Origin of the sequence: Hymenobacter sp. BT188 (assembly GCF_014333585.1) — a bacterium.
Taxonomy (GTDB): domain Bacteria; phylum Bacteroidota; class Bacteroidia; order Cytophagales; family Hymenobacteraceae; genus Hymenobacter.
This window is the reverse complement of the sequence record NZ_JACSCW010000003.1, coordinates 36280-48950: the sequence shown is the minus strand read 5'-3', so window position 1 is coordinate 48950 and position 12671 is coordinate 36280. Positions and strand designations below refer to the sequence as shown.

Annotated in this window: 12 protein-coding genes and 1 pseudogene; 7 read left to right on the top strand and 6 right to left on the bottom strand. The window is 53.3% G+C overall.

Features of this window, described 5'->3' with window-relative positions; genetic code table 11:
• Positions 1 to 74: 74 nt before the first annotated feature.
• A pseudogene (locus H8B13_RS08360) lies at positions 75 to 245 on the bottom strand (transcriptional regulator); the annotation flags it as partial.
• A 501-nt stretch (positions 246 to 746) separates the two neighbouring features.
• Here H8B13_RS08360 and H8B13_RS08355 point away from each other — a divergent pair.
• On the top strand, positions 747 to 2036 hold the full coding sequence (locus H8B13_RS08355; protein WP_187310366.1) for a nucleoside permease: 1290 nt from the start codon (positions 747 to 749) through the stop codon (positions 2034 to 2036).
• 121 nt (positions 2037 to 2157) lie between these two features.
• On the opposite strand, the gene H8B13_RS08350 is transcribed toward H8B13_RS08355, so the two are convergent.
• Positions 2158 to 2577, bottom strand: coding sequence for a nucleoside-diphosphate kinase (locus H8B13_RS08350; protein WP_187310365.1), 420 nt, complete (start codon positions 2575 to 2577; stop codon positions 2158 to 2160).
• Positions 2578 to 3082: 505 nt separating this feature from the next.
• Here H8B13_RS08350 and H8B13_RS08345 point away from each other — a divergent pair.
• The 5 genes from H8B13_RS08345 (at position 3083) to H8B13_RS08325 (ending at position 6771) form a co-directional block, all read left to right on the top strand.
• Positions 3083 to 4126 (top strand): DHH family phosphoesterase, encoded by a 1044-nt coding sequence (locus H8B13_RS08345; protein WP_187310364.1) that lies wholly within the window; start codon positions 3083 to 3085, stop codon positions 4124 to 4126.
• A gap of 37 nt (positions 4127 to 4163) precedes the next feature.
• On the top strand, positions 4164 to 5120 hold the full coding sequence (locus tag H8B13_RS08340; RefSeq protein WP_187310363.1) for an FKBP-type peptidyl-prolyl cis-trans isomerase: 957 nt from the start codon (positions 4164 to 4166) through the stop codon (positions 5118 to 5120).
• A gap of 75 nt (positions 5121 to 5195) precedes the next feature.
• The gene (locus tag H8B13_RS08335; protein ID WP_187310362.1) at positions 5196 to 5690 is read left to right on the top strand and encodes an FKBP-type peptidyl-prolyl cis-trans isomerase; all 495 of its coding nucleotides are present in this window, start codon (positions 5196 to 5198) and stop codon (positions 5688 to 5690) included.
• Positions 5691 to 5749: 59 nt separating this feature from the next.
• On the top strand, positions 5750 to 6313 hold the full coding sequence (locus H8B13_RS08330; RefSeq protein WP_187310361.1) for an FKBP-type peptidyl-prolyl cis-trans isomerase: 564 nt from the start codon (positions 5750 to 5752) through the stop codon (positions 6311 to 6313).
• Positions 6310 to 6771, top strand: a complete 462-nt coding sequence (locus H8B13_RS08325; RefSeq protein WP_187310360.1) for an FKBP-type peptidyl-prolyl cis-trans isomerase — start codon at positions 6310 to 6312, stop codon at positions 6769 to 6771. The genes H8B13_RS08330 and H8B13_RS08325 overlap by 4 nt, the downstream gene beginning before the upstream one ends.
• Positions 6772 to 6820: 49 nt before the next feature.
• Here H8B13_RS08325 and recO read toward each other — a convergent pair whose 3' ends face one another.
• From recO to H8B13_RS08305, 4 genes are all read right to left on the bottom strand, one after another.
• On the bottom strand, positions 6821 to 7543 hold the full coding sequence (gene recO / locus H8B13_RS08320; RefSeq protein ID WP_187310359.1) for a DNA repair protein RecO: 723 nt from the start codon (positions 7541 to 7543) through the stop codon (positions 6821 to 6823).
• 97 nt (positions 7544 to 7640) lie between these two features.
• Positions 7641 to 10007 (bottom strand): two-component regulator propeller domain-containing protein, encoded by a 2367-nt coding sequence (locus H8B13_RS08315; protein WP_187310358.1) that lies wholly within the window; start codon positions 10005 to 10007, stop codon positions 7641 to 7643.
• A 111-nt stretch (positions 10008 to 10118) separates the two neighbouring features.
• A complete protein-coding gene (locus H8B13_RS08310) occupies positions 10119 to 10748 on the bottom strand; it encodes a thymidine kinase (protein ID WP_187310357.1) in 630 nt (209 codons plus the stop codon).
• 176 nt (positions 10749 to 10924) lie between these two features.
• Positions 10925 to 11251, bottom strand: a complete 327-nt coding sequence (locus tag H8B13_RS08305) for a 2Fe-2S iron-sulfur cluster-binding protein (RefSeq protein WP_187310356.1) — start codon at positions 11249 to 11251, stop codon at positions 10925 to 10927.
• A 35-nt stretch (positions 11252 to 11286) separates the two neighbouring features.
• Here H8B13_RS08305 and H8B13_RS08300 point away from each other — a divergent pair, with 35 nt between their 5' ends.
• On the top strand, positions 11287 to 12585 hold the full coding sequence (locus H8B13_RS08300) for a hypothetical protein (RefSeq protein ID WP_187310355.1): 1299 nt from the start codon (positions 11287 to 11289) through the stop codon (positions 12583 to 12585).
• Positions 12586 to 12671: the final 86 nt, after the last annotated feature.

Sequence of the window (12671 nt, the reverse complement as noted above, 5' to 3'; positions counted from 1 at the left end):
TACATTACCACATAAAAAAGCCCCCAGTCATGACTGGGGGCTTTTTTATGTGGTAAAATGATACCAAAAGGCGTTTACTCAGGCTTGAGGTAGCGTTGTAGGCTCTGTAGGTAGTTCTCGAAGGCCGTAACACCTTGGGGTGTGATGGCGCAGCGCGTGAGCGGGTAACTGCCGCCAAACTCCTTGGTCATGGTGAAGTAGCCGGCGTCTTTGAACTTACTGATCAGGGTGCTCAGATTGCCCGCCGTGGCTCCTGTCTTCTATTTCAGAAAGTTAGACTTCGCATCCCACCCGCTATTGGCAGACGACATTGTTTTTCGAGGCAGTCCATAAAAAGTTAACCAAGCAGCCCGCAACTTTGAGCATTCAGCCAATAACCTTGAATAAGGTTATTGGCTGCATTGGTATGTGAATGATTGCCAATGGGATTTGAGTCGTTATTAGATGCTGACCTTTCCCCATCGTCATAGAGGTAGCGCCACTTATAAACCAAATCAGATCACAAACCTTTTTATTCTCTAAAGTAGCGCTGTTCCCACCCGCTTCGTTTTCGTTTTTTTCTATCTTTGAATGCCCGGTCTGCGCAAGTGGCCGGGTTGTTCTTTTTTTCTTCCTTTCTCACCTTTTTCCGAAGCCTAGCTCATCGGCATAGTCCCGGCTTCGCAGATCCTGACGGTGCTCAGCCGCACTAAGCTGCCCAGCCTTCTCCTACACCAAAGAGCCTCTGCTTTTTAACCTGATTCTACATGAGTACCAAGCTGCGTCTCATTATCCTGAGCTTCTTACAGTTTTTTATCTGGGGTTCGTGGCTGATAACCATCGGGGCATACTGGTTTCAGACCAAGCAATGGTCAGGGGCGCAGTTCGGGGCTATCTTCTCGACGATGGGCATTGCGTCCATCTTCATGCCTTCCATCATGGGCATCATCGCCGATAAGTATGTGAATGCCGAGAAACTGTATGGCATCCTGCACATTCTGGGGGGCATTGTGCTATTCACAGTGCCACTAGTCACCGAACCGGGCACTATGTTCTGGGTCATGCTGCTGAACATGATTTTTTACATGCCTACGCTGGCTCTCTCCATTGCGGTATCTTACTATGTACTCAAAAGCAGAGGCGGCGACGTAGTGCGCGACTATCCGCCTATTCGGGTGTGGGGCACCGTAGGCTTTATTGTAGCCATGTGGACAGTTAGTTTGCTGGGCTTCGAAAAATCGGCTAATCAGTTTTATGTGGCCGCCGGCGCGGCTATTCTGCTGGGTCTCTACTCGTTTACGTTGCCCAAGTGCCCTCCTACCGCGAAAGACACGCCGAGCCGTTCCCTGATCGATGTGCTAGGCTTGAAGTCGTTTGCCTTGCTACGCGACACCAAGATGCTCACCTTCTTCCTCTTCGCTATGCTGCTGGGCGCGGCGTTGCAGCTTACCAACGCCTATGGCGACACGTTCCTGCACGACTTCGATAAAGTACCGGCCTATCAGAATACCCTAGCCGTGAAGTATCCGGCCATCATCATGTCCATTTCGCAGATATCGGAGACGCTGTTCATTCTGGCTATTCCCTTCTTTCTACGCCGCTTCGGTATTAAGCAGGTGATGGTTTTTAGCATGATTGCCTGGGTTTTGCGGTTCGGTTTATTCGCCTTCGCTAATCCCGCGGACGGCCTGTGGATGATTATACTCTCGTGCATCGTGTACGGTATGGCCTTCGACTTCTTCAATATTTCCGGCTCCCTGTTCGTCGAAACGCAGACCGCGCCGTCTATCCGGGCCAGCGCGCAAGGATTGTTCATGATGATGACTAATGGCTTTGGTGCCGTGTTCGGCAGTCTGGTGAGCGGCCTAGTTATCGAGCAGTATTTCACCGCTGCTGATGGCGTTACCAAGGACTGGCAAAGCATCTGGCTGTCTTTTGCTGGCTACGCTCTGGTTGTGGCCGTGCTGTTTCTCATTCTATTCAAGCACAAGCACGAAACAGTGTCTGAAGAAGCAGTGGAACACTCTGGACCTCTTCTGGCCGCTAATGAACTATAATCAGAAGCATCACGGTTTGAAAGTATATAAGTAGTATAAAATAAGTCTAAATGTAGTCTAACAAAAAACCCGCTCTGCATCGTGCAGGGCGGGTTTTTTGTTGAATTTAACGCTGGATAGCTTAGAATCGCTCGTCGGCACTGAAATAGAAGTCGCCTTCAATCTGCGCGTTCTCATCAGAGTCGGAGCCGTGCACGGCGTTAGCTTCGATGCTCTTGGCGTACTTCTTCCGGATGGTACCTTCTTCAGCTTGGGCTGGGTTGGTAGCACCAATCAATGTGCGGAAGTCAGCAACGGCGTTGTCTTTCTCTAGGATAGCCGCCACAATCGGGCCCGACGACATGTATTTTACTAGGTCCTGGTAGAAAGGACGCTCCTTGTGTACTTCATAGAATTTGCCGGCGCGCTCGGGCGTCAGGCGTACTTTTTTGAGCGAAACGATGCGGAAGCCACCCTCTTCGATCATGTGCAGGATACCACCAATGTGGTTTTCCTGTACCGCGTCGGGCTTAATCATCGTGAATGTGCGGTTAGTGGCCATTCTGTAGTTGTAAAGTGGTAAGTGTAGGAAGACTTGCGAAGCGCAAATCCGTGGCAGATTGCGGCCGCAAAAGTAGCCGAAAGTTGGTTGGGTTGAGAATCTGAGCAGTAGGCAAGTTGAAATCCTCCCTAAAAAAGCCCCCCAGCTTCGTGTCAGTGCGCTAGATTAGGCTTTAATGAAAGTGTGCCTTATCCACATCAAACTCAGAACGTCATGCTGAGGCGGAGCCGAAGTATCCAGCGTGTTTAGCTGGAGTACTAACTTCTCATCAGCACACCAGATGCTTCGGCTCCGCCTCGGCATGACGTTCAGTAGAATGACTTGTTGAAACTTATTAAAAAAATAGAACCTGCTTTTCCTCAACTGGTTACATCTCACAACGCCTTAACCGAACCTAAACCCAACGCTCTATTGTTAGAGCAAAAATTATTTACGGATTATTTCCGAATTTTGCCGCCTTGCTTCCGGCCTAAACCTCCGAATTTCAGCCACCTATCAGTAGGCAATGTCCACAATCTCCGCTCTGAAGGAGTTGCTCGCGCAGCCCCGACAGATTTTTATCACAACACACCACAAACCCGACGCTGACGCGCTGGGCTCTTCTCTGGGCTTAGCCGGTTATCTCCGCAAAAAGGGTCACCACGTCACCGTCGTCACCCCCTCCGATTACCCCGACTTTCTAGCCTGGATGCCTGGCAATGAAGATGTTATAGTGTATGATGCGCGCCGCAACGATGCGCAGGTACGCGAGATCATCGGCACGGCTGAGGTTATCTTCTGCCTCGATTTCAGCTGTTTAGGCCGAATTAATGAGCTCGGCACTTATATCCGCAACGCGCCCGGCATCAAGGTTCTCATCGACCACCATCTAGAGCCGGAGAACTTCGCCGACCTGGATTTCTCCAATCCGAAAGCGGCCGCCACGGCCGAGCTGGTGTTCGAAGTAATCCGCGACCTGGGCGACCAGGACATGATCGACGTGGGCATCGGCGAGAGCCTCTACGCGGGTATTATGACCGATACGGGCTCGTTTCGCCACCCCAGCACCTCGCGCAATGTGCACTTGATTATTGCCGAGCTGCTCGACGCTGGCATCGACCTGAGCTCCGTACACCGCCGTATTTATGACTCGCACTCCGAAATGCGTTTGCGCTTCCTAGGCTTTGTGCTCAAGGATAAGCTGGTAGTGCTGCCCGAATACAACACGGCCTACATCGCCATTACCCAGGATGAGCTGCGCCAGTACCAGTCCAAGACGGGCGACACGGAAGGATTGGTCAACTTTGCGCTAAGCATTGAAGGCGTGGTATTTGCGGCTGTGCTCATCGACCGTGGGCAGGCGGTAAAAATCTCTTTCCGCTCGGTGGGTGGCTTTTCGGTCAATGAATTCGCTCGTCAGCACTTCCAGGGCGGTGGTCACCTCAACGCATCGGGGGGCATTAGCTACGAGTCTTTAGACGACACCGTGCAACGCTTCCTGAGCTTATTGCCTCAGTATCAAACCAAGCTAGTGACGGCCCCGCTAGCGGTTGCGCCGCCTGCGGCGTAACTTGCCTCGATTTTACTTTCACCTTCTTTTCCTTTTCATGCTTTTTCAACGCAATTTCCTAGGCTTGGCGCTTGCCGCCGGCATTTTGGGCCTCGCTTCCTGCAACAAGGGCGGCGGTGATTTCACAAAGGCCAAATCCGGCTTTGAGTACAAACTTTTCAAAAGTGAAAAAGGCAAGTACTCCGAGCGGGAAGTAGCCCCCACCGGCGACCCAACTTATAAAGACCGTTTGGGCAAGATTCTGGCCCTCAACGTAGAGTATCGCACCGCTAAAGACTCGGTCCTCTTCAACTCGCGCAAAGCCCAAATGGGCGTGCCGATGCGCATCAAGCTGGAAGAGCTGAAGACGAAAGGTGGCTTGGAAGAAGCGCTTTCGATGCTTCAGCCCGGCGACAGCGCCGTATTCCGCTTCAACGTGGACACCATTTTCGCTAAGTCTTTTAAGGCTCCCGTACCGCCTTTTATGAAGAAAGCCGGCAACACGATGACCATGTTCGTGAAGGCCGACAAGCTCCAAAGCGAGCAGGAGGCTATGGCCGACCAGCAGAAGATGATGGAGGAGCAGCAGAAGAAAATGATGGCGTATGCTGAAGAGCAGATAAAAAAAGACGACGTCATTCTGCAGGACTACATCAAGAAGAATAACCTGAAGGCCGAGAAATCTCCTTCTGGCATTTACTACGTAGTAAATAAGGCCGGCACCGGCGCCAAGCCCAAGCAGGGCCAGACGGTGGCGGTTACCTATAAAGGCTCACTGCTCGACGGCAAAGTATTCGACTCGTCGGAGAAGCAGGGTGGTAAGCCAATTGAGTTTCCCTTGGGCGTAGGTCAGGTAATTCCAGGTTGGGACCAGGGTATTGCCCTGCTCAACAAAGGCACCCAGGCTACGCTGCTCATTCCTTCCACGCTAGGCTATGGCCAGCGCGGTGCTGGCGCCGACATTCCTGCTGATGCTGTGCTCCGCTTCGATGTGGAGTTGGTTGACGTAAAGTAAAAAGCCCCCTAGCCGTCGTGTGCGGGCCTTTGGGTCGGCCACGACGGTTTTTTTTATCATCCATTTTTTGCCTTTATGATTCAGTTGCTCAAGCGCTCCCTCTTCTCCCGACTCGCCGTTCTGCTGTTAGCCAGCGTACCGTTGCTCACGGCTTGCGAGAAAGAAACAGACTATGTACAGGAGGATGAGAAAATCATTCAGGAATACATAGCGCAGAATAATATTGCCGGCGCTCAGCGTCAGGAATCGGGTCTCTACTATGTGCCTACTGTAGTGGGCACCGGCGCCAAGGCCAAGCCCGGACAAACGGTATCCGTGCATTATGTAGGCACACTGCTTAACGGCCAGGAGTTTGACAACTCAGTAAAGCGCGGCAAGCCAATTGATTTTCAACTGGGTGTAGGTCAAGTTATTGCTGGCTGGGACGAAGGCATTTCGCTGATGAACCAAGGTGGTAAGGCTATTTTGCTGATTCCTTCGGCTCAAGCCTATGGTCCGCGCGGCGCTGGTGGTTCTATTCCGCCAAACGCAGTATTGCGCTTTGATGTGGAGCTTGTGAGCGTTAAATAACTGGGCGCGGTAATACGTTATAAGCTTAGCTGGCTACTTCTAAAAATAAAGGCGATACGATGATGAAGACTTTTTCTACCTACTCTCTGCTTAACCGCCTATTGTTGCTGTTGCTGGCTGTTGGGCCCTTTTTGGCTGCTTGCGGCGATACTGAAACGGAAAAGTATGCCAAGCGGCTGCGTGCGCAGGAAGAAGAATATAAGGGAATCGATGAGACCCTGATTCAGGCTTACCTGACCAGAAATAATATTACGGAATTCACTCGCATGCCTTCGGGCCTGTTTATAATTCCTATTGTAAATGGCACTGGACCGCAGGTAAAGGCTGGCAACCGGGTGTCGGTGAAATATCGGGGTACGTTTCTGGAAAATGGCGTTGTGTTCGATAGCTCCTTCGACCGCCGGATTCCCTGCGACTGCGGCGAGTTTCTGATCGGAAGCGGCGAGGTAATTAAAGGCTGGGATCAGGCCTTCGTGGAAATGAAGAAAGGCGACCGCAAAATGTTGATTATTCCTTCCTATTTAGCGTATGGGCCAACTGGCAAGCCTAATGCAGCCGGTTCCTATGACATTCTACCCAACCAAGTACTCGTTTTTGACGTCGAAATCACCGACATCCGGTGAAAAAGCCCCCCACCCCACTTCGCTATTGGCGCCTCGCGTTGCTTATACTGCTCCTGAGCAGTGCAGGGCATAGCCAGGCACAAGCGCCAGCCGATACGGTCCGTACCACCTCCGGTGTGCGCTACTACATTCATCAGCCCGGCAATGGTGCTACCGCCAAGGTAGGCGACAAGGTGACGGTGAACTACACGGGCTTTTTGCCCAATGGTAAGCTCTTCGACTCATCCGCTTTGAATGGGCGCCCGCTGCGCTGCCGCGTGGGTCGAGGCGAAGTAATAGAAGGCTGGGAGGAAGTATTACAGCTATTACCTGCCGGCAGCCGCGCCCGCGTCTGGATACCGGCCGCGCTGGCCTACGGAGTTAAAGGTGCCCGCAACCCCGACGATGATAACCGCTACATTGTTCCACCGAATACCGATCTCATATTCGAACTGGAAATGGTGAGAGTAAACAAATAAAAAAGCCCCCCAGCAACCCTGGGGGGCTTTTTTATGAAGGAATCCAACGCTATTCTCCCAGCACTTCCGATAGAACCGCCAGGGACCGAATGTCGCCGAGCTTTTCGATGTGGAGCTGATAATAGCGAATGAGCACAGCCAGCAGCTCACGACGGACGCGGCCATTGGGCACGGTAGCCGTGGCGGGGTCGCGGAGCAACTCGTCGAAGTAATGGTCGAACTCACGGAAACGCAGTATCGTGGGGCCGCTGCTACTCGTAGCGGGGTTGCTGGCTTCTCCGGCGAAAGCAACCTGTGTCGTTACCTGCTCACCGGATAAGATGCCGAAGCCCAGATAAGACGCCAGCTGGAGCAGAAAAACGAGGGCAAAGTTCTCGTAGCCAGCGCTCTGCTTATCGAAAGCGAGAATAGAATCGTGAAGAAAAGTAAACAAGGGCTCGTTTTCTTCTTCCTCAAACACCGTACGGCTGACAACTTCCGACAAAAACAGTACGACGCTGCCCTTGCGCACATCATAAGGAATGCTGGCAAACTGCTCGGCGCAGCGAAACTCCGATAAGCGTGTAATACCGCCCGCCCGCGAGGTATACGCTACCAGATCAAGCAGAGTAAAAGGCTGAAATAAAGCAATACGCCCCGGCGGCTTGGCCTTGCGCACCCCGTTCACTATGTAGGTTTGCAAGCCCAATCGCTCGGTATACACCCGCGCAATAATGCTGGTTTCGCGGTACTTAATGTAGCTCAGAACCAAGCCACGCGTTTTGATAAGCATTAGAAAGTATTGGTTTTGGCTACTCTTCTGAATAGATAGACGAGCTACGAATAATAAATGATTAGGTAGCTTCTTAACACCAAAACACGGCAATAAATCACCGAGCTACTACGGCTATTTTGCTTATGCAGGCGTTTCTGCCATCAGCATCAGAAGACAATACCATATACACTCCCGATTGCACTTTGCGGCCGTTATAGTCGGCTAGGTTCCAGGTAAGAGTGCCGCCGTTGGCGCGGGTCTGGTAAACGAGTTTGCCCGTTACGTCCGTGATTTTGATGACCGCATTATTTGCCAAGCCCGAAATACCCACCTGGCCCGTAAAGTCGGTGCGTACAGGATTGGGGAATACTTTGGCACACGAGGGCTTGCCTTCCGTGACGGTTGCCGAACCTCGATAAGACACAACACCAGCATCCGTTACGACAAATACCTCCCCCGTGCGGTCGTTCACGGCTACATCCAGAATACGATTGGAAGGCAAAGGGCTGTTGTCGGTGGTAAAATTGAGCAGCGCCTCATTTACGCTTTCAGTGAATAGCCACAATCCGCGGTCAGTACCAAACCACTTACGGTTGGCGCCATCCACGGCCACGCAACGCACTACATCGCTATTCAACGCCGGAAAGTTGAGGCTGGCCTGCGGTCCGCGCTGAATAACAGGCTTTAGGAACACCTCCTCCGAACCAGCTACAAAGGTCTGACTAGGGTCGGTAAGCACGGCTACACCGGCACTGGTTGTCACCCAGATGCTTCCTTGCCGGTCCTTCACCATATCATAGATATCGTTGGAAGGCAGGCCGTTGGCAGTAGAAAAATAACGTGGAGTGCGCGTGTTTTCGTCGTAAGCTATAACACCGTTGCCCGTAGGCTGGCGCGAGGTAGACAGCCATACGTACCCATTATTGTCGAGCACAATGCCGTTGAGATTCTCGACTCCGGCAAAATATGGCAATGAGCGCCAGGTGGTAGTTATGGGGTTGAAAACATGCACCCCAGGCACGCCTGCAAACTCATGCCGGTTTACTACCCACACATTTCCTTCCGCATCAGCGGTTAGGTCAGTGATGCGAGTATAGTTCGGGTCGACGTTGGAGAATTTAGGCGGAGCCAGCGCCGTCCTTAACGGGTTGCTGCCGCTTCCAAAGGTGAACTGACGAAAACTGCCGGGCCCCTTCCACTCCAATATGCCATTGCCGTAGCTGCCAATGTACAGCGTGCCGTCGGGGGTTCGCACACCATGCGAAGGGTCCTGAAAATTAGGGTACTGGGTGCGGTCAGGCAGCGTTTGGGGCGTAATATTGGTCCACTGCCCTTCCTTGTATTCAAAGAAGCCGCCGAAAGAGCCATTTTGCAGAAATCTGTCGGAAAAACCGCCGCTGAAGACATCAGTAATCCCCGTTCTTGCATCGCTGTACACACTGAAAGATCGGGCGCTGGCTGGCGCGTTCGATACAAAGTTCTCGAACTGCTGAGCGCCGGTTGTTTTTACTAAGCCATTATGAAAATCGGCCACGTAAAACGCGCCGTCGCGGGAGCGAACCGCAGCCCGCGTATCACGCAGCAGCGCATTACGATAGGTACGAATTGTACCGCCTGGGCGGTCAAGCACTGACAGGTTATCTAGCCCAACTACCAATAAGCCAGCCCGCGAGGCTGTGAGCTGACGAAATTGCCCCCCAGCGAAGCCAGCTACCGGCTGCCAGCCTCTGCCTGCTCCGGGGCCGCCCACAAATCGGTATAGCTGGTCGCCATTGACACCCGCGTATACTTTCTCGTTATAGGTAGCGAGCGTACGAAACGGATTGCCAGCCCGCGCAGGCAGGTCGATGGTCCAGCTGCGGAAGTTGGCGAGGTTATCGGTCAGACGGCCCCGCAACAGGCCCGCTGAAGTAGCGGCATACACAGAGTCGCGGAGCACGGCGCTGGCGTATACCTGCACTGCCTGCCCGCCGGGGCCGATATTGACATAAGTATCACGCACTTCCAGCCGCGTCATATCAAGCACGACCAAGCCGATACTACATGCCAGGTAAGCGCGGGGACCGCTAAAATTTATGTGATTAACGGTTTTGGCTTGAGTAATCTGGGCCCTCAGAATATCTGTTATGTTCTGAATAGAGCCATTGGCCCGCAGTACATCCAGGTTGCCGCTATTATAAGCTATCAGCAGTTGTTGACTAACCGAATCGTAGGCTACCGTACTGACGCCTACGTCGTTGAGCCCGTCGCGGTGGGAAAGCAGGCGGGTTGTGTTTAGTTCCTTATCGAAGTAGAAGAAAGAGTTTTCGGTGGCCACATACACCCGCTTATCCGTATCGGTTACGGCTTTGGCCTGGTTGGTGGGCAAATGCAGTTGCCAGTCACCAAAGCCTACGGGTCCCTGAGCGACAGCTGAGGTCAGGCTACAAAGCCAGATAGCAACAAAGCTGAGCCAACGGCAGGTACGGAGCAGATAGGTCATTGGCGAAAACTGAAGATACACAAAGCCTAGCTTGGCGCGACGCAGCAGAAAGATACAGCTACAAAAAGTCCCCCAGACCTCGTCTGTAGTTGGCCTAATGCTGGCTTTGGGCTACAGAGAGTCGTGGCTGGCGGTAACGCGCGTTGGAGAACTTTTTTCCTTCATTCCCTCCAAAAAGCAAGGGCGGCAGCGCGCTTCGTACGAATCAGTTTCGCCGAGCAAAATCTTATCCTGAGAAGCAGCAATGCGAAATGAGTAGGAAGCCAGTTCGCCGCAGCACATACACACGGCGTGCACCTTGGTCACGTACTCGGCCACGGCCATGAGGGCGGGCACCGGACCGAAAGGCTTACCGGCGTAGTCCATATCGAGGCCGGCTACGATGACGCGGGTGCCCCGGTTAGCAAGCTGCACGCACACTTCCACCAGCGACTCGTCGAAAAACTGCGCTTCGTCGATCCCCACTACATCACAGCCGCTGGTCATGAGCAGGATTTCCTGGGCCAAAGCCACGGGCGTAGAGCGGATGCTGTTCGCGTTGTGCGATACTACATCGTGCTCGTGGTAGCGGGTATCAAGGGCGGGCTTGAAGATTTCAACGCGCTGCCGGGCAATGGTGGCCCGGTTTAAGCGACGAATTAATTCCTCGGTTTTGCCCGAAAACATGGAGCCGCACACCACCTCGATCCAGCCCCGGCGAGGGGCCTCGCGGTTGGTGCCAACGCGGGGTTCTAGAAACATAAGGTCTTGCTATGAACAGCCAGCAGCGAATGATCTGGCTTTGCTTTAAACCTCTAAAGTAAGGCTTTCAGCGTGTAGCTTCAAGGACTACAATCTGGAAATATATTCTATGCAGCGCTAGTCGGCTGTGCGTTATGCACTTCCTAAGTCCGCGCCGTGCCGGTGATTCTTGGGTTTTATTTGGAACTGTATGTTACGTGCGGCAGCTTGGTAGCTTCGGGCACTCGGGCCGTTAATTCACCCTCAAGCAAACGCGTTTGACACGTGAGCCGTTCATGCGGCAGCAGACGACCGGCACGACGATAACGCAATTCTGCATCGGTATCGGGCGTTAGGTTTTTCGCGCCGCTAAGTACCTCCAAACGGCAGGTGGTGCAGCGGCCTTTGCCGCCACAGGCGTGCATCCAGTCGTGGCCGGCGGCTTGCAAGGCAGCCAGCAAGGTGGAGCCAGTGGGCACCGCCACTACAGCGCCTGACAAGTTTTGCACGGTTAGACTAGGCATCTTTCCCTAAATTGCCGATTGAATCAGGATCTAAAATGAAGGACAAATATAGCCACGCCAAGCGCGAACACTATGGCCGCCGGCTGGCCGCTCACCTCTGCGACCAGCATTTTGGCCCCCAGCCCACTGGCACTCTCGATGGCCCCGCAGTGCTGCGTTTCACCCCTATTCGGCAGGTAAATTTGTTGGTTGTACAGCAATTGCTGGCCCAGTGGACGGCCGAAATGGCTCGATTGCGTAGCCCCTACTTCGACTTTGAGGCTCCCGACGTGCGGCAGGCTCTCACCCAGTTTATGAACACGCTTTCGCGCCGCATCCGGCTGACGCGGGGAGCTTTTGAGCCATTATTAGCTCGTGCCGTAGCCGACACACTGGGCGTTGTAACCGATCCGGTGCTGACGTTTGAAGAGAAGTTGCTGGGTGATCAACCGACTGCTACGGCGGCGCAACTGCGTGATGCTTTGCGGTATCTGGATTTGAATAAAGACTTGTTCGAGGAGTTTATCGACAGCCTCTCGCCAGAAGCGCCATTGGAGCGCGAATTTCTGCTGGAGCGCTTTCGGCTGCATCAGGAGGCTACTTATAAAGGCCATCAGTTAATGGAAAAACTGGTAGCAGAATTCAGCGCTTTGCTTCCGCTAACTGAGGCTGATTTATGGGCTGATGGCCCCGTGCGTGCACCCGCTGCACCCATTGCGGAAACACCTCACCCGGTTCAGCCGCAGCCTGCGCCTAAGCCAGAACCAGTACAAGTAGCAGAGCCAGCGCGCCCTAATGAGCCAGCGAACACTCCAGAACCAGTAGTCGCTCCAGTTGCAGTAGCCCCGACACCTATTCCGGTGCAAAATGCCCCCCAGCCGTCTGTAGCTGCGCCTACTTTTGTGCCCACACCAGCTTTCGTACCCACGCCAGCACCAACCCCTGAACCCAAGCCGGTTCATGAGCCGATTGTAGCGCCTCGCCGTCCGCTCACGGAAGCGAGCCCTACAAGTGTACCACTGTACGAAAAGTTGAAAGCGGAGCGCTCCGCTACTGCGCCGCTCAGCGAAACACTGCGACCGGAAAAAGCCGGAGCTACATTGGCGGAAAAGCCCCCCAGAGTGGAATCGCTCCGCGAGGCGATATCTATTAATCAGCGGTTTGGCTTTATCAACGAGCTGTTTAATGGGGAAAATATGGAGTATCATACTGCCATCCAGCACCTTGATACATTCAATGATCCGGAATCGGCTAAACGCTACGTGACCCAAGACCTGTCCGCCAAATACGACTGGACGCGCAAGGAGGAGCACGTCGGCCGGCTCCTAAAGCTCATTGACCGCAAGTTTGCGTAGAGAAGCATAAAAAATCCCCCTAGCAAATTGCTAGGGGGATTTTTTATGCTTCTGTATGGCTATTTATAAGGCTCTATCGCTCATGT